Raw genomic sequence first — 14,726 nt, forward strand, 5'->3', positions numbered from 1 at the left:
CATTTATAATCAAAACTAATTTGAGAATGGTGTTTGGTTTGTTTTTAATATCTAAATTTGCGTTGTAATTGAGGTTCGTGAAACTTTAAACTAAACTTTAAACAAAAATATAATATGGCATTAGCAATAACAGACGCTACTTTTGAAGAAGTAGTTTTGAAATCAGACAAACCAGTAATGGTAGATTTTTGGGCAGCATGGTGTGGACCTTGTAGAATGGTTGGTCCAATCATTGACGAACTTAGTACGGAATACGAGGGTAAAGTAGTAATAGGTAAAGTTGATGTTGACGCGAACCAAGAATTTGCTGCAAAATACGGAGTGAGAAACATCCCAACGGTTTTGGTTTTTCATAACGGAGAAGTAGTAGGAAAACAAGTAGGAGTTGCTCCGAAACAAACCTACGCTGATAGTTTAGACGCGTTGTTGTAATCGGTAGATTATGATTTATATAGAATCTGATATTTATTCAGATGAAAGGTTTGGCGAAAGTCAAGCCTTTTTTTTGGTTTAAACTGAATTTATTTCGGCTTCCAGATTTAGTTATGTTTCTTTAATCTTTTAATTTTTTAATTATTTCATCTTTTACTATATTTGAGATATGAAGATCGAATCGCAAATAGAGAAAATTTCCAGCTTTCAGCATTTGGAATTGCTAGCCAATCAGGTGGTGGAAGGTTTTATTTCGGGGATGCATAAAAGTCCGTTTCATGGGTTTTCGGCTGAATTTGCCGAGCACAAAGTCTATAACGTAGGAGAAAGTACCAAGCATATCGATTGGAAATTGTTTGCAAAGACTGATCGCTTGTACACCAAACGTTTTGAAGAAGAGACGAATTTGCGTTGTCATATTATTATTGACAATTCCTCCTCGATGCATTATCCCAAATTAAAAGACAAGCAAGCTTTTTTTGAAAACAAAATAGGTTTCTCCGTTTTGGCTTCGGCGGTTTTAATGAATTTGTTAAAGAAGCAACGCGATGCGATAGGACTAAGCGTGTTTTCGGACACTTATGAGTACTACGCTCCTGAAAAAGGCAGTGATCGTCATCATCGAATGATATTGAATGCCCTTGAAAACTTATTGGAAAAACCAACAACAAAAAAAAGTACCAATACAATTACCTTTTTACATCAAATAGCGGAAAAGATTCACCGTCGTTCCATGATTATTTTGTTTACGGATATGTTTCAGTCTGGGAAAGAAGAAGCGCTGTTTAATGCCTTACAACATTTGAAACATAATAAGCATAAAGTGGTTTTATTCCATGTGGTTGATAACAAAACGGAACTGAATTTTGATTTTGATAATGCTCCAAGGAAGTTTATTGATGTGGAAACTGGAGAAGAAGTGGCTATTTTTGCCGATAATGTGAAACAGGAATACGAAAAACAGACCGAAAAATATTTTAGAAAACTAGCATTAACTTGTGCGCAAAACAGAATAAAGTACATTCCGGTGAGTGTTGGCGAAAGTTTTGAAAATATTTTAACAACATACTTAGTTGAAAAACAAAACTTTGGATAATAGGTTAAAATTTTATTGAATATTTCTCATAAAAACACTTGCGTAAACGGAAATCTATTGTATCTTTGCCACCGCAATAAAGCAGCAGGTTTGGTAGTTCAGTTGGTTAGAATACATGCCTGTCACGCATGGGGTCGCGGGTTCGAGTCCCGTCCAGACCGCTAATATTGGGGAAAGCCTTTCGTAACAGAAAGGCTTTTTTGCCCCATAAAAGGTATCTAAAGCTAGTTGTGTTGTTTTGGTCAGTCTTGTAAGCTGACCGGGTTTAGTAGTTAGACCAATGAAAAGCTTTCCAATGTTTCTAAATTTATTTAGAACCTACGGATGGCTTTTTTGATTTAAAGAAGTTGGATATTTTGTTATATAACATTTGGGTGAAGATTTTGCATCTTATCTGTGTATAAATGGAAATCTATTGTATCTTTGCCACCGCAATAAAACAGCAGGTTCGGTAGTTCAGTTGGTTAGAATACATGCCTGTTATCTCATCTTTTCGGACGAGACGGGTTCGAGTCCAAATCGGGAGTTCAGAATTAGATTGTTATGGATTAAAATATTGGTTTGGTAGTTCAGTTGGTTAGAATACATGCCTGTCATCTCGTCTTTTGGGACGAGACGGGTTCGAGTCTAAATCGGGAGTTCAGAATTAGATTGTTATAGATTAAAAATATTGGTTTGGTAGTTCAGTTGGTTAGAATACATGCCTGTCACGCATGGGGTCGCGGGTTCGAGTCCCGTCCAGACCGCTAATATTGGGGAAAGCCTTTCGTAACAGAAAGGTTTTTTTGTGTTTAATAATTTTAATCAGCAGTGCTATGTATTTTGTTTATATAATTAAAAATGGACAAGGTATATTTTATAAAGGATTCACTCAAGATATTGAGAAACGTATTTTTGAACATAATAATGGCTTTAGCAGGTACACATCAGGTAAAGGTCCATGGGTTTTGGTTTATTTTAAAGAATTTGAAACTAAAACATTAGCTTTAAAAGAGGAAGTGCGATTGAAAAAATTGAATGTTGCTTCGATAGAAAGGTTGTTAAATAATTTTTGAAGTTGGTTAGCATACCTGCCTGTCATCTCGTCTTTTGGGACGAGACGGGTTCGAGTCCTCTCGTTCCAAAAACGAGACTAATATTTGGGAAAGCCTTTCGTAAAAGAAAGGCTTTTTTTGTGTTTAATAATTTTAATCAGCAGTGCTATGTATTTTGTTTATATAATTAAAAATGAGCAAGGTATATTTTATAAAGGATTTACTCAAGATGTTGAAAAACGTGTTTTTGAACATAATAATAGCTTGAGCAGATATACATCAGGTAGAGGTCCATGGGTTTTGGTTTATTTTAAAGAATTTGAAACGAAAACATTAGCTTTGAAAGAGGAATTGCGATTGAAAAAGTTGAATGTCGCTTCGATAGAGAGGTTGTTAAGGGATTTTCTCCTTGGTTAAAATACGTGCATGTCATCTCGTCTTTTGGGACGAGACGGGTTCGAGTCCTCTCGTTCCAAAAATGAGACTAGTATAAAAAAGTCTTTCGAAAGAAAGGCTTTTTCAGTTGCTATATTTAAAACAACTCCAGCTTATATTGCCATACAATTCCCAGAAACAATCCCAAATACATCATACAAACTAAAAATTTCATGAACGTAGAAGCTAGGAAGCCCAAAAATGAACCTGTTGCAGCTTTAAAAGCCTGTTTATGGTTTTTAGAATAAATTAGTTCTCCCACAAAGGCGCCAACAAAAGGGCCGATGATAAATCCAAAAGGAATAGGGGCCAAAATCCCAATGATTAGACCAATATTAGTTCCCCAAATTCCATATGAGCTTCCACCAAATTTTTTAGTGCCTTTGGCCGGAATCACATAATCCAACACAGAAATAATAATAGTAATCAATAAAGTTATTCCTAAAATCCAATAATTTGCTGCAATGGCATTGGTAAAATAAAGCAAAACCAACCCAATCCAACTAATGCTTGGGCCAGGTAGAACCGGCAAAAAACTTCCAAAAACACCTACAATCATACAAATAAAACCTAAAGTCAAAAGCAGTAAATCCATAAATTAATTTTTAGTATTTTTGAAAACATTAAAGGAACACCTATTTAGTAAACGAATATGAGAAAAATAATTTTAACCTGTTCCATTTTAATCCAATTCACGCTTTCTTTGGGCACTTTAATTGCGCAAGAAACAAAGACAAGCGGTAAGGACGATTTTTTAAAGGACTCTTTGTACAGGGTGAATAAAGTAAAAGTATTAAATTATTCCCTAAAAGAGTTCGATCATCTTTTTTTTGAATTTTTCGAAAAGAAATCAGACACAAAATTATTACTGACCAGAGCAGAATTCTATAACTATACCATTCAAATTGCAGTTTTCTCTGATCGTTTAGCCGCTTTGTATCCCGACCAAAAACAAATTGCCGATGAAAATAAAAAGAAATGGTTTGCGGAATCCTATGAAGATTATTTGCGGTATAAGGCATCTCAAAAAAAATAATTGTATTTTTATAAAATATTAGTCCCATTCAAAATCTTAATCTTGAAGCAATATTACCTTTTATTAACACTTATACTTTTCAATTCCTGTCAATATTTCGACAAGCAAGTTCCTTCAGAAAAGGAATTGTTGCGTAAGGAATTGAAAACAATCAATTGGAAAGAAGTCGACGAATACCCATCGGTGGCAGATTGTGAAAAAATAGATAATAAAACACAGCGTCAACAATGTTTTTTTGAGGTTTTAACCCAGCTTATTCAGCAAAAATTGAGCGTAGATACGCTATCCGTTCGCTATCCGGAATTGGATACCATTCAGGTGAAAGTCACTGTTTTTCCTAATTCCACGATCAAATTCGAACCGCAATTTCCTAAAGATTCGGTGGCGTACGATAAGGTAAAAATCGATAGCATTCTTCAGGCGCGTTTGGTCGATTTTCCAAAAGTAAATCCAGCCATCAAACGTGGAATTCCAGTAAAAACGCAGTTTATACTTCCCGTTATTCTTAAAGTGGAATAGTTTTTCTAGGAGCTATTTCCAGCTGTTCACTATATCTTTTTCTTTTTTAATCAAAAAGAAAAAGGATGCCGTTTCCATCTGGGCGAGGGCATTTGTGAAAACAAGAGGTATCGTTCTGCATACATCTGAAATAAAAAATCTAGAATCGTCTCCCTTTCCATTCATATTTCCCAAATAGCGAATATAAAGCGACGCTTACGCTGAAAAACGGATAGAAAAAACTGCTCATAATTAAATAGCGCATTCTTTTTTTGGTCAAAAATAAATGGGACTTTTGGATCAAAATAGTGTCAATAACAAATTTTGACAGCCATAAGAAAAAGACGTTATGCAAAGTAACATAACCTGCAATCCATAAAAAAACAGCTAAAATCAAACTCAAATTCCCTCCAAACACGACTAAACCTAAAGCTTTTCCAAAACTACTTTCATACGAACTCGTTTTTGAAGCCCAACGGACTCTTTGATAAAACAAAGATTTCCAGTCATTCAAAGGTTTTGTAGTTACGATAGTGTTTTCAGATTTCAAATAATGTACTTTTTCCGGAAAACGTGAAATTGCTTTTTGTAGTAGGAAAACGTCATCGCCACTTGTAATTTTGTTATTTCCCTCGAAACCATTTAGTGATAAAAATAATGATTTGGTATAAGCGAAGTTCGCGCCATTGCACATAAATCCTTTTCGCAAACCAAAACTCCCGATAGTAGCGCCTTGTAAACTCGCCAAATCCAATTGCTGGAAATGATGCAGAAACGAACTTTTGCAATCATAAGTCACAGCTCCTGCAATCATCGAAGTATTGTGAAGCTGAATGTAATTATCCAATGTCAGTAACCAGTTCTTATTGACCTGACAATCTGCATCGGTAGTAATGATCCAGTCCGTTTTTACGATTTGCATCGCGGTCACAATCGCATCTTTCTTAGGGGAGTTAGAAACCCGAATGTTCTTTATGACCGAAACTTTAAACTTTAAACTTTGAACTTTAAACTCTTCTTGGGAAAAATCATCCACCAAAATAACTTCAAACAATTCCATCGGATAATTTAACTTGGATAAACTATCTAACAAAATAGGCAAATTTTCGGCCTCATTCCGAAAAGGAACAATAATCGAGAATTTATTTATTGGCTTTAAGCCAATGTAATCAACAGTATTTACTTTGGTGAAGCCATAAATCAAAAAGCAAATAGTAAAAAGATAAACTATTACAATCGCACTTAAAATTAAGGTAATCATTCTTTAGGAGTTAAATTAATCTCCTTTGTGATTCCCTCTTTGGGGGTTAGGGGGCTTTTAAAATTCAACACATAATAACTCCCAATAAGTACTGGTAAAACCACATTGAGAAACCACATTAACGTCGAAATAAAAATTACAATCCATTCATTTATGCCTAGAATCCCGAAAAAATAAACGGCTACACTTCCCTTCACAGCAAAGTCTAGAAACTGAAAAGTAGGCAAGGAAGACGCTAAGAAATATACACTCGAAATACACGACATCATAATTAAATAAGGGAAATGAACATCGAAAGCCAAAAACAAGAAATAATATTGGTGTGAAAAAACCAGATAGCGACAAACTCCCAAAAAGATATTTTTTTGATGAATTGATTTTGGAATTTCATTAATCTTAATAATTAGTTTTTCGATAGAATAGCCTTTGATTGCGATTTTTTTAACCAAAAATAAAACAACGAATAGGAGTAATAGCATTCCAAATAGCAATGCCACGGTTTTTGTAGTAATCACATTGTACTTTGCATTGAAATACAATAAGCCGAAAACTCCAAAAATAACGGTCAAAATCATTTGGATTCCGTTGCAAATCAGGTTTAAAAAAAGGATATTTTTAGTGTCTTTTTTTTCAAAAAACAAAGCTTTTCCGGCATATTCTCCTACACCATTAGGTGTAAATAGTCCGGCAGTCAATGCGCCAAGAACTTGTTTAGTGGCTTCGCCGATAGATATTTTATGGATAAAATGAACCAAATTTTGCCATTTCAAGATTTCAAAAAATCGATTCAAAAAACTGAAAAATAAAATAAAGGCGATTCCCCCAGTTGATTGGTTTTTCTGGAACAAAACAAGGAATTTCTGCCAATCGAGCTTGTCGTTATTGGCAAGTTGATTGTAAATAAAATAAAAGGCACCGCCCACAATCAAAATTTTGATTATAAGAACGAGGAATTGTTTAGTTTTGTGTGGAATTGTAATCATAAGTCCCCTAGCCCCCGAATGGGGAATAATTAAGGTGTAAAATAACGAATAAACTTTTAAACCTGAAACTTTAAACCTGAAACAAATCAACTTGGCAAACGAACGCATCATATTAGGAATTGACCCCGGAACAACAATTATGGGTTTTGGATTGATAAAAATTGTCAACAAAAAAATGGAGTTTTTGCAATTGAATGAATTACAATTGTCCAAATATGACAATCATTATCAAAAACTGAAAATCATTTTTGAGCGTACCATTGAGTTAATCGATACACACCATCCAGATGAAATTGCGATTGAAGCACCTTTCTTTGGTAAAAATGTGCAATCGATGTTGAAGTTAGGACGAGCACAAGGTGTGGCCATGGCAGCGGGACTTTCGAGAGATATTCCTATTACTGAATACGAACCCAAGAAGATAAAAATGGCGATTACCGGAAACGGAAATGCCAGTAAAGAACAAGTCGCTAAAATGCTGCAGCAACTTTTAGGACTGAAAGAATTACCTAAAAATCTTGATAGCACGGATGGTTTGGCAGCAGCAGTTTGTCATTTTTTCAATTCAGGAAAAGTGACTGGCACCAAAAGTTATACCGGTTGGGATGCTTTTGTAAAACAAAACGAAGAACGAGTTAAAAAATAGTTTTCATTTTGTAATTATAATACTTATAAAAAATCTCGTAATAATGTTTAAAGAGTTCTCATTTATTGGTTTATTGTTTATTCCATTAATTTTTATAATTAGTAGGAAAGTATTGAGAGAGAGAATGCCATTTTTAATAATATTTAGTTTCGCTATTTTAATTTCGATCCTATCTTTTTTTGAAATGAGCAATGATAAAAGCACTTCGCCAAACTTTATATTATTGTGGTTTTGTCCCATATATTCGTTATTGCTTTACAGGTTAATGTTAATTCCTTTTTGGGCAAGAAAGAGAAGAGATCCAAAAATTCCACAACGAGAATTATTTTATTCAGGAGATGTAAGTCTTTTTGCTGATAAATTTTTTGGGTTTGTTTTTATGTTATTAAGTATACTGTTACCGATGGTTTTAATAATCAAATTAAGTTAAAGCTAATTTATGTCAGGAATCTACATCCATATCCCTTTTTGCAAGCAGGCATGTCACTACTGCGACTTTCATTTTTCGACTTCGATGAAGAAGAAAGAAGAGATGGTTTTGGCTATTGCCAAAGAAATTGAAATGCGCAAAAGTGAGTTTGAAAACGAACAAGTTGAGACCATTTATTTTGGAGGAGGAACGCCTTCGGTTTTAACTTCTGAAGAGATTAATTTTCTGATTGCTGCAGTTTATAATAGCTATTCTGTTTCAGAAAATCCTGAAATCACGATTGAAGCGAATCCTGATGATTTGTCAAGTGAACGAATAATTGAATTGTCAAAAAGTAAAATAAATCGTTTGAGTATTGGAATTCAGTCGTTTTTTGAAGACGATTTGAAAATGATGAATCGCGCGCATAATTCGGCAGAAGCCAAAAAATCGTTAGAAATAGCGACTCAATATTTCGACAATATTTCCCTTGATTTGATTTACGGAATTCCGGACTCGAGCCAGAATGGCGAACAGGCGCAGCAAATGAGCAATGAGAAATGGAAGCAAAATATCGAAATCGCTCTGTCTTATGGGATTCCGCACATTTCTAGTTATGCTTTGACGGTGGAACCAAAAACAGCTTTGAATAAACTGATTCAGACGGGAAAAATTGCTGCTCCTAAAGATGAAGTTGCCCAAGAACATTTTGCTATTTTGGTGGAAACGCTCGAAGCCAATGATTTCATTCATTATGAATTGTCGAATTTCGGGAAGGAGAATTATTTCTCCAAAAATAATTCGGCGTATTGGTTAGGAAAAAAATATATTGGAATTGGTCCTTCGGCACACAGTTATGATGGCGTTTCCCGAAGTTGGAATGTTTCTAACAATTCTCTTTATTTAAAATCCATTCAAGAAGATAAGTTGCCTAACGAAAAAGAAATTCTTTCGATTGCGGATCGATATAACGAATATATTATGACGGGGTTGCGAACGATTTGGGGCGTTTCGTTAGATAGAATCGAAAAGGAATTTGGAAGGGAATTTTTGGATTATCTGCTTAAACAAAGTCAGAAGTTTTTGAATGACAATTTGCTTTCCATTGAAAATAACATTTTAAAAACCACCAAAAAAGGAAAGTTTTTGACGGATGGAATTGCATCGGATTTATTTTATTTAAATTTGGAATAAAATATAACCACTAAGTACGCAAAGATGGCACAAACTCCACTATGCTTTGTGATCTTGGTGATAATCTTAATGCCCTTTGTGGTTAAATAATTATGCTAGCAATTATCGATAATAAATATCAAGTAGACCTATCAAAACCTATTGATATTTCGATTCCATTAACGAATACAGATGAAAATCCAATTGCTTGGTATATTGATAAACCGATAATTGAACCCGTAGTTTTTGACAATTGGATTGGAAGCGTGAAAAAAGGAGCTTCCACTAATTTCAATAATATTTTCTTTAATCCGCACGGTCACGGGACGCACACGGAATGTCTGGGCCACATTACACGGGAGTTTTACAGCATAAATCAATCGTTGAAACAGTTTTTCTTCTTAGCAGAATTGGTTTCGGTAGAACCGGAAATGCACGGAGTAGATCGGGTGATTACTAAAATTCAGATTGAAAAAGCCTTGAATGGAAAAACCCCAGAAGCAATAATTATTAGAACGTTGCCCAATTTAGAATCAAAAAAACATTTAAAATATTCGAATACCAATCCGCCTTATCTGGATGAAGCTGCTGCGCGGTTCATTTGCGAAAGCAAAATACAACATTTGCTGATTGATTTGCCAAGTGTGGATAAAGAACATGATCAAGGAAAATTATTGGCGCACAAAGCATTTTGGAATGTAAAAGACGTAAACAATTTGAATGAAGATGCAAGATTGGAAGCAACTATTACTGAAATGATTTTTGTTTCGAATGAAGTGCAAGACGGTAGTTATTTGTTGAACTTGCAAATTGCTTCGTTTGAGAATGATGCGAGTCCGAGTAAACCAATTTTGTATAAAATATGATTACCGTTTCAACCGATAAAAATAAGCTCGATATTCCGTTTATCCAACATTTTTTGAAGGATATTTATTGGGCCGCTGGACGAACCATTGAAGAAGTGCAAACTACTATCGATCATTCTTTTTGTTTTGGAATTTACCTCGATAACAAGCAAATCGGATTTGCACGTGTTATTACAGATTATGTGGTTTTTGCTTATTTAATGGATGTATTTATTACAGAGGAACATCGCGGGAAAGGATATTCTTCAATTTTGATCAAAAATATGATGAGTGAGCCGATGCTAAAAAAGGTAAAAATTTGGAGGCTTGCCACGTCTGATGCGCATTTTTTATATCAAAAATTTGGTTTCAAGCATTTAGCGAATCCCGAAAAATTAATGGAAAAAATTATCGAATGAAAACAATTATTAAACTGGAAGAATTGGGATTGTTGTTACTTGGGATTTATTTTTTTAGTATTTTAAATTATCCTTGGTGGTGGTTTTTCACGTTGATTTTAGCACCGGACTTTTCTATGGTTGGCTATGTTTTTGGAAATAAAATAGGTGCATTCAGCTACAATATATTCCATCATAGAGGAATTGCTATAATCATCTATTTAATTGGAATATACTTTCATCAGAATGAAATTCAGCTGGCTGGAGTAATTCTATTTGCTCATTCGTCGTTAGATAGAATGCTGGGTTATGGATTGAAATATGAAAAAGGTTTTAAATACACACATTTGGGATTAATTGGAAAACAGTAAATAATGAACCTAGAAACCTACTACGAATACTGCCTTTCTAAAAAAGGAGTGACGGAACATTTTCCTTTTGATGAAGATACCTTAGTTTTTAAAGTGGGAAGAAAAATGTTTGCTTTGTCATCTTTAAGTCAATGGGAAAAAGGCGAACCATCGGTTAATTTGAAATGCGACCCAGATAAAGCAGAAGAATTGAGGGCGCAATACGATGATATTAAACCAGGTTTTCATATGAGTAAAATTCATTGGAATACCGTAAATATAAATAAAGACCTTTCGGATTGTTTTGTCATAAAATTGATTGATGATTCCTATGAATTGGTTTTCAAAAGTTTAACAAAGAAATTGCAAATCGAAATTATTGAATTAGAAAATTAGGCATTACTTTTGCGATGCATTTTGAACATAAATAATAAACAGATACTGAAATAAATTCAGCATAAAAATGAAAGAACAACTTAAAAAATTCCTGAACGAAGAACAAGATCCGAAAGCCATTGAAAAACTCACTTCAAAATTGTATGATTTATTGATGAAGAACGAAGAAATTGGTTATATCGCTGTTCAGAAAAAACCTGCATTGACCGTTTTTCCGGATAGTATTGTATTGACAAACAAGCGAATTATTATTTGTCAGCCTAAAAACCTAGGACTTTCTATGGATTTTACGGATTATACTTGGGATCAAATTGAAGGAACTTTTGTTAAAGAAAATATTTTAGGCTCTGAATTTTCGTTTTCCACCAAAACGGATATGCAAGTTTCGATTGATTATATTCCAAAAATTCAAGCAAGAAAAATTTTCACTTATGCCAAAGAACAATTGGATATTTTAAAAAGTGGAACAATTACACATCAACCAACTGTTGAAGGAATTTCAGATGCTGTGATTTTAGACGAAGATTTTGTTGAAGAAATGGAAACCGAAGAAGTTACTAGTTTCTCTGAAATAATGCCAATTTCACCTCCGCCTTTTAATATGGAACCCGAAGAGTTCAGTCCTCCTGTTGAAAATCAAAAGGAAATCGGCTTAAGCAATTTGTCACAAGATGAACTTTTTGAAAAATTACAGAATTATAAAAGATTATTGGATAATGGATTGATTTTGCAAGGCGAATATGATGTTTTCAAAAAAGAGATTTTGAGTCATATGTAAAATAGTCGAAAGGCGTAAAGTTGAAAGTCTTAAAGAAGGAACTCGTATCCTGACTTTAAGACTTTCGACTTTTTAACTTAAAAACTAAAGTGTTTTCTTCTGCTTTTCTACAAAGTTATGTGCTTGCAATTCCAGTAATTCCGTCGCTTTCTTGCGTTGCAAGTCATATAAATTCTTGTCTTGAGCAATGTCTTGATAGACTTTATCGTGCATAGCAGCACTTGTTTTTACTAACAAGCCTCTTTGGTATTTATCTTGTTCCAAAGTTGCTTTCAGCGCTGTTTCTAGATCTTCCAGTTTATAATCATATTCGCCTTTTGGAGATAAAAGTTTGGCAATTATTGGGGAAGTTTCAATGGCTAAAAACAGCAACATGATGAAGAATGAAGGAATCCATGGCAATTTGTCTAATGCGTTTATTCGCGCCATTAAACCGTCAAAACCATCAATGATCGGTTGGGTTTCGGTTACTTTTTTATCTAAATCAGCTTGTAGCGTTTTAGATTTTTTCTCCTTTTCGGCAATTTTTGCCAAGTTGTTTTTTCTAATAGTATCGAGTTCGGCAGTAGCCAAGCTATGTTTGGCAATTTTTTCTTTAAATACGGGACCTTTCCCCAATTTCATAGTGCCTTTTGTACCTTCTGCTTCTGTAATGTAAGTTTCATAAAGCGTATTCACTTCCTTTTCTTTCTTAGTAATATCCGATTTTAAGCTATCGATTTCGGTTTTGTTTTTATCTAAATCCGATTTGAAATAACTGGCAATTTCTTTTTTGTTGTTCAAAGCCATTGCGTTTTTTTCTTTCAATAAAACGGTGTTAATTTCTTTTTCGAAAATTTTAATTTCTAATGGTTTAGAAATCACAATGGCAATGATAACTGCCAAAATAATTCGGGGAGTTGCTTGTAGAAATTCACTTCCGAACTTGTCTCTTTTTCGAATAGTGGAAACGATAAAACGATCCAAATTAAAGATGAGTAAACTCCAAACCAATCCAAAAAGTAAAGCGGGATAGATACTGTCAAAAACGGTAAACAAGGCATACGCACTTGCAATAAAAGCCATAACGGCAGTAAAAAAAACAGTGGCGCCAATACCAACATATTTGGTTTGTTCGCCTTCGGAACAGCCTTCAAGGAGTTCTTTGTCGGCTCCGGAACAAAGGATGAAAAAATGTTTTAACATGATTGATGATTTTGATTGATGCTTGCAAATTTAACGCCAAAAAACAAATAATGGTATAAATAGTTGATATGATTTTAATTAGCTTTTTCTACTATATAAAAAGAGCTGTTCATTACGAACAGCTCTTTTTGTTTTTGAATTAAAATTAACTTAAGCTAAGGGAGCTCCTGCCATAATTTCGGCATTAGCAAACTCTTCAAACTTGGCGAAATTGGCTTTAAATTTTTGAGCTAATTCGACCGCTTTTATATCATACAACTCAGGATCTTCCCAAGTATTTCTTGGATTTAATATTTCAGTTGGTACATTTGGGCAAGATTGTGGTTTTGCAATTCCAAAAACTTCGTGATTTTCATAGTCCACATCATCCAATTCTCCGTTTAACGCAGCAGTAATCATTGCACGAGTGTATTTTAGTTTCATTCTGCTTCCTGTTCCGTAAGGTCCACCAGTCCATCCGGTATTGATTAACCAAACTTTTACATTAGCGTCTTTTATTTTTTTGCTTAGCATTTCAGCGTATTTTGTTGGATGCAAAGGCATAAACGGTGCGCCAAAACAAGCAGAAAAATTAGGTTGAGGCTCCGTAATACCAGCTTCTGTTCCTGCCACTTTTGCCGTGTATCCTGAAATAAAGTGATAAGCCGCTTGTCCAGGAGTTAGTCTCGAAATAGGAGGTAATATCCCGAAAGAATCGGCAGTTAAGAAAAATATATTTTTAGGATTTTTCCCAATAGAACCGGGTTGGATATTATCAATATGGTAAATAGGATAACTTACGCGGGTGTTTTGTGTGATTGAAACGTCCTCATAATCAACTTCATTCGTGTCATTGTTTATAATTACATTCTCTAAAATTGCGCCTTTTTTTATGGCTCTAAAGATATCTGGTTCATTTTCTTCGGAAAGATTGATGACTTTTGCATAACAACCTCCTTCAAAATTGAAAACGGTATTTTCATTAGTCCAACCGTGTTCATCGTCTCCAATTAATTTTCTGTTTGGATCTGCAGATAAAGTTGTTTTTCCGGTTCCTGATAATCCAAAGAAAATAGCTGTATCTCCTTTTTCACCTACATTAGCACTACAGTGCATAGGTAATGTATTTTTGAAAACAGGTAAAATGAAATTCAAAGCAGAAAAAATTCCTTTTTTCATTTCCCCGGTATATCCAGTTCCACCAATCAGAACTATTTTTTTAGTGAAATCTAAAATAGCAAAGTTACTTTGACGGGTTCCGTCAACGGCAGGATCTGCCATGAAACTAGGAACACATAGCAAAGTCCATTCTGCTGTAAATTTTTCAAGTTCTTCTAATTCAGGTCTCAAAAACATATTGAAACAGAATAAATTTGCCCAAGGAGTTTCTGTAACCACTCTAACATTTAATCTGTAATTAGGATCAGCACATACATAAGAATCTCTTACGTAAACTTCCTTATTTGATAAATAATCCGTAACTTTTTTATATAAAGCATCAAATGCTTTAGGTTCAAACGGAATGTTTACTTTTCCCCACCAAACTTGGTTCTCAGTAATGCTGTCTTTGACAATAAATCGATCCTGAGGAGAGCGTCCAGTATATTCGCCAGTGTTAACTGCTAAAGCGCCGTTCGAAATTTCAATTCCTTGACCTAATGCAATTGTCTTTTCGTGTAATTCGTTGGCTGATAATTGGTAATGAATCTTTGCGTTTTCAATTCCTATGTCTTCTAGCGAAATCGATTGCGTAAACGGTGTGTTATTATTCATAAAATTATGTATTGTGAAG

18 protein-coding genes and 2 tRNA genes are annotated in these 14,726 nt (G+C 34.3%); 15 read left to right on the forward strand and 5 right to left on the reverse strand.

Features of this window, described 5'->3' with window-relative positions; genetic code table 11:
* The first annotated feature begins 114 nt into the window (after nucleotides 1–114).
* From trxA to IWX84_RS00865, 6 genes are all read left to right on the forward strand, one after another.
* Nucleotides 115–432 (forward strand): thioredoxin, encoded by a 318-nt coding sequence (gene trxA / locus IWX84_RS00840; protein ID WP_072945763.1) that lies wholly within the window; start codon nucleotides 115–117, stop codon nucleotides 430–432.
* 169 nt (nucleotides 433–601) lie between these two features.
* Nucleotides 602–1,528, forward strand: coding sequence for a DUF58 domain-containing protein (locus IWX84_RS00845; RefSeq protein ID WP_196848847.1), 927 nt, complete (start codon nucleotides 602–604; stop codon nucleotides 1,526–1,528).
* Nucleotides 1,529–1,615: 87 nt separating this feature from the next.
* Nucleotides 1,616–1,689: transfer RNA gene (locus IWX84_RS00850), tRNA-Asp, on the forward strand.
* Between the two features lie 511 nt (nucleotides 1,690–2,200).
* Nucleotides 2,201–2,274: transfer RNA gene (locus tag IWX84_RS00855), tRNA-Asp, on the forward strand.
* Between the two features lie 69 nt (nucleotides 2,275–2,343).
* A complete protein-coding gene (locus tag IWX84_RS00860) occupies nucleotides 2,344–2,583 on the forward strand; it encodes a GIY-YIG nuclease family protein (protein ID WP_196848849.1) in 240 nt (79 codons plus the stop codon).
* Nucleotides 2,584–2,730: 147 nt separating this feature from the next.
* On the forward strand, nucleotides 2,731–2,979 hold the full coding sequence (locus IWX84_RS00865; RefSeq protein ID WP_196848851.1) for a GIY-YIG nuclease family protein: 249 nt from the start codon (nucleotides 2,731–2,733) through the stop codon (nucleotides 2,977–2,979).
* 115 nt (nucleotides 2,980–3,094) lie between these two features.
* On the opposite strand, the gene IWX84_RS00870 is transcribed toward IWX84_RS00865, so the two are convergent.
* Entirely contained in the window at nucleotides 3,095–3,592 is a 498-nt protein-coding gene (locus tag IWX84_RS00870) for a DUF456 domain-containing protein (protein WP_196848853.1), read from the reverse strand.
* 57 nt (nucleotides 3,593–3,649) lie between these two features.
* Between IWX84_RS00870 and IWX84_RS00875 the strand changes: the two genes are divergently transcribed.
* Both IWX84_RS00875 and IWX84_RS00880 read left to right on the forward strand, forming a co-directional pair.
* Nucleotides 3,650–4,033: a hypothetical protein gene (locus IWX84_RS00875; RefSeq protein WP_196848855.1), complete on the forward strand. Its 384-nt coding sequence runs from the start codon at nucleotides 3,650–3,652 to the stop codon at nucleotides 4,031–4,033.
* Between the two features lie 42 nt (nucleotides 4,034–4,075).
* Nucleotides 4,076–4,552, forward strand: coding sequence for a hypothetical protein (locus IWX84_RS00880; RefSeq protein WP_196848856.1), 477 nt, complete (start codon nucleotides 4,076–4,078; stop codon nucleotides 4,550–4,552).
* 139 nt (nucleotides 4,553–4,691) lie between these two features.
* On the opposite strand, the gene IWX84_RS00885 is transcribed toward IWX84_RS00880, so the two are convergent.
* Both IWX84_RS00885 and IWX84_RS00890 read right to left on the reverse strand, forming a co-directional pair.
* Nucleotides 4,692–5,789, reverse strand: a complete 1,098-nt coding sequence (locus tag IWX84_RS00885) for a glycosyltransferase family 2 protein (protein ID WP_410743749.1) — start codon at nucleotides 5,787–5,789, stop codon at nucleotides 4,692–4,694.
* Nucleotides 5,789–6,775 (reverse strand): lysylphosphatidylglycerol synthase domain-containing protein, encoded by a 987-nt coding sequence (locus tag IWX84_RS00890; protein WP_196848859.1) that lies wholly within the window; start codon nucleotides 6,773–6,775, stop codon nucleotides 5,789–5,791. Before IWX84_RS00890 ends, IWX84_RS00885 begins: the two co-directional genes overlap by 1 nt.
* A 91-nt stretch (nucleotides 6,776–6,866) precedes the next feature.
* Between IWX84_RS00890 and ruvC the strand changes: the two genes are divergently transcribed.
* The 7 genes from ruvC to IWX84_RS00925 all read left to right on the forward strand — a co-directional run bounded on the left by ruvC (nucleotide 6,867) and on the right by IWX84_RS00925 (nucleotide 11,770).
* On the forward strand, nucleotides 6,867–7,421 hold the full coding sequence (gene ruvC / locus IWX84_RS00895; RefSeq protein WP_196848861.1) for a crossover junction endodeoxyribonuclease RuvC: 555 nt from the start codon (nucleotides 6,867–6,869) through the stop codon (nucleotides 7,419–7,421).
* 439 nt (nucleotides 7,422–7,860) lie between these two features.
* Entirely contained in the window at nucleotides 7,861–9,024 is a 1,164-nt protein-coding gene (hemW, locus tag IWX84_RS00900; RefSeq protein WP_196848862.1) for a radical SAM family heme chaperone HemW, read from the forward strand.
* Between the two features lie 92 nt (nucleotides 9,025–9,116).
* On the forward strand, nucleotides 9,117–9,869 hold the full coding sequence (locus IWX84_RS00905; protein ID WP_196848863.1) for a cyclase family protein: 753 nt from the start codon (nucleotides 9,117–9,119) through the stop codon (nucleotides 9,867–9,869).
* Nucleotides 9,866–10,267, forward strand: coding sequence for a GNAT family N-acetyltransferase (locus tag IWX84_RS00910; RefSeq protein ID WP_196848865.1), 402 nt, complete (start codon nucleotides 9,866–9,868; stop codon nucleotides 10,265–10,267). The genes IWX84_RS00905 and IWX84_RS00910 overlap by 4 nt, the downstream gene beginning before the upstream one ends.
* Nucleotides 10,264–10,617, forward strand: a complete 354-nt coding sequence (locus IWX84_RS00915; protein ID WP_196848866.1) for a DUF4260 domain-containing protein — start codon at nucleotides 10,264–10,266, stop codon at nucleotides 10,615–10,617. Before IWX84_RS00910 ends, IWX84_RS00915 begins: the two co-directional genes overlap by 4 nt.
* Before the next feature lie 3 nt (nucleotides 10,618–10,620).
* The gene (locus tag IWX84_RS00920; RefSeq protein WP_196848868.1) at nucleotides 10,621–10,992 is read left to right on the forward strand and encodes an MmcQ/YjbR family DNA-binding protein; all 372 of its coding nucleotides are present in this window, start codon (nucleotides 10,621–10,623) and stop codon (nucleotides 10,990–10,992) included.
* A 67-nt stretch (nucleotides 10,993–11,059) separates the two neighbouring features.
* A complete protein-coding gene (locus IWX84_RS00925) occupies nucleotides 11,060–11,770 on the forward strand; it encodes a PH domain-containing protein (protein WP_196848869.1) in 711 nt (236 codons plus the stop codon).
* 84 nt (nucleotides 11,771–11,854) lie between these two features.
* On the opposite strand, the gene IWX84_RS00930 is transcribed toward IWX84_RS00925, so the two are convergent.
* Together IWX84_RS00930 and pckA are read right to left on the reverse strand one after the other, a co-directional pair.
* On the reverse strand, nucleotides 11,855–12,955 hold the full coding sequence (locus IWX84_RS00930; protein ID WP_196848870.1) for a DUF4407 domain-containing protein: 1,101 nt from the start codon (nucleotides 12,953–12,955) through the stop codon (nucleotides 11,855–11,857).
* A gap of 150 nt (nucleotides 12,956–13,105) precedes the next feature.
* A complete protein-coding gene (pckA, locus tag IWX84_RS00935; RefSeq protein WP_196848872.1) occupies nucleotides 13,106–14,707 on the reverse strand; it encodes a phosphoenolpyruvate carboxykinase (ATP) in 1,602 nt (533 codons plus the stop codon).
* Between the last annotated feature and the right edge of the window lie 19 nt (nucleotides 14,708–14,726).

It is taken from the genome of Flavobacterium sp. CG_9.10, from assembly GCF_015752245.1.
GTDB lineage: Bacteria > Bacteroidota > Bacteroidia > Flavobacteriales > Flavobacteriaceae > Flavobacterium.

Excerpts from the sequence above, each read along its gene's own strand:
- trxA (WP_072945763.1), top strand. The coding sequence starts at position 115 with ATGGCATTAGCAATAACAGACGCTACTTTTGAAGAAGTAGTTTTGAAA.
- IWX84_RS00845 (WP_196848847.1), top strand. The coding sequence starts at position 602 with ATGAAGATCGAATCGCAAATAGAGAAAATTTCCAGCTTTCAGCATTTG.
- IWX84_RS00860 (WP_196848849.1), top strand. The coding sequence starts at position 2,344 with ATGTATTTTGTTTATATAATTAAAAATGGACAAGGTATATTTTATAAA.
- IWX84_RS00865 (WP_196848851.1), top strand. The coding sequence starts at position 2,731 with ATGTATTTTGTTTATATAATTAAAAATGAGCAAGGTATATTTTATAAA.
- IWX84_RS00870 (WP_196848853.1), bottom strand. The coding sequence starts at position 3,592 with ATGGATTTACTGCTTTTGACTTTAGGTTTTATTTGTATGATTGTAGGT.
- IWX84_RS00875 (WP_196848855.1), top strand. The coding sequence starts at position 3,650 with ATGAGAAAAATAATTTTAACCTGTTCCATTTTAATCCAATTCACGCTT.
- IWX84_RS00890 (WP_196848859.1), bottom strand. The coding sequence starts at position 6,775 with ATGATTACAATTCCACACAAAACTAAACAATTCCTCGTTCTTATAATC.
- hemW (WP_196848862.1), top strand. The coding sequence starts at position 7,861 with ATGTCAGGAATCTACATCCATATCCCTTTTTGCAAGCAGGCATGTCAC.
- IWX84_RS00905 (WP_196848863.1), top strand. The coding sequence starts at position 9,117 with ATGCTAGCAATTATCGATAATAAATATCAAGTAGACCTATCAAAACCT.
- IWX84_RS00910 (WP_196848865.1), top strand. The coding sequence starts at position 9,866 with ATGATTACCGTTTCAACCGATAAAAATAAGCTCGATATTCCGTTTATC.
- IWX84_RS00915 (WP_196848866.1), top strand. The coding sequence starts at position 10,264 with ATGAAAACAATTATTAAACTGGAAGAATTGGGATTGTTGTTACTTGGG.
- IWX84_RS00920 (WP_196848868.1), top strand. The coding sequence starts at position 10,621 with ATGAACCTAGAAACCTACTACGAATACTGCCTTTCTAAAAAAGGAGTG.
- IWX84_RS00925 (WP_196848869.1), top strand. The coding sequence starts at position 11,060 with ATGAAAGAACAACTTAAAAAATTCCTGAACGAAGAACAAGATCCGAAA.
- IWX84_RS00930 (WP_196848870.1), bottom strand. The coding sequence starts at position 12,955 with ATGTTAAAACATTTTTTCATCCTTTGTTCCGGAGCCGACAAAGAACTC.
- pckA (WP_196848872.1), bottom strand. The coding sequence starts at position 14,707 with ATGAATAATAACACACCGTTTACGCAATCGATTTCGCTAGAAGACATA.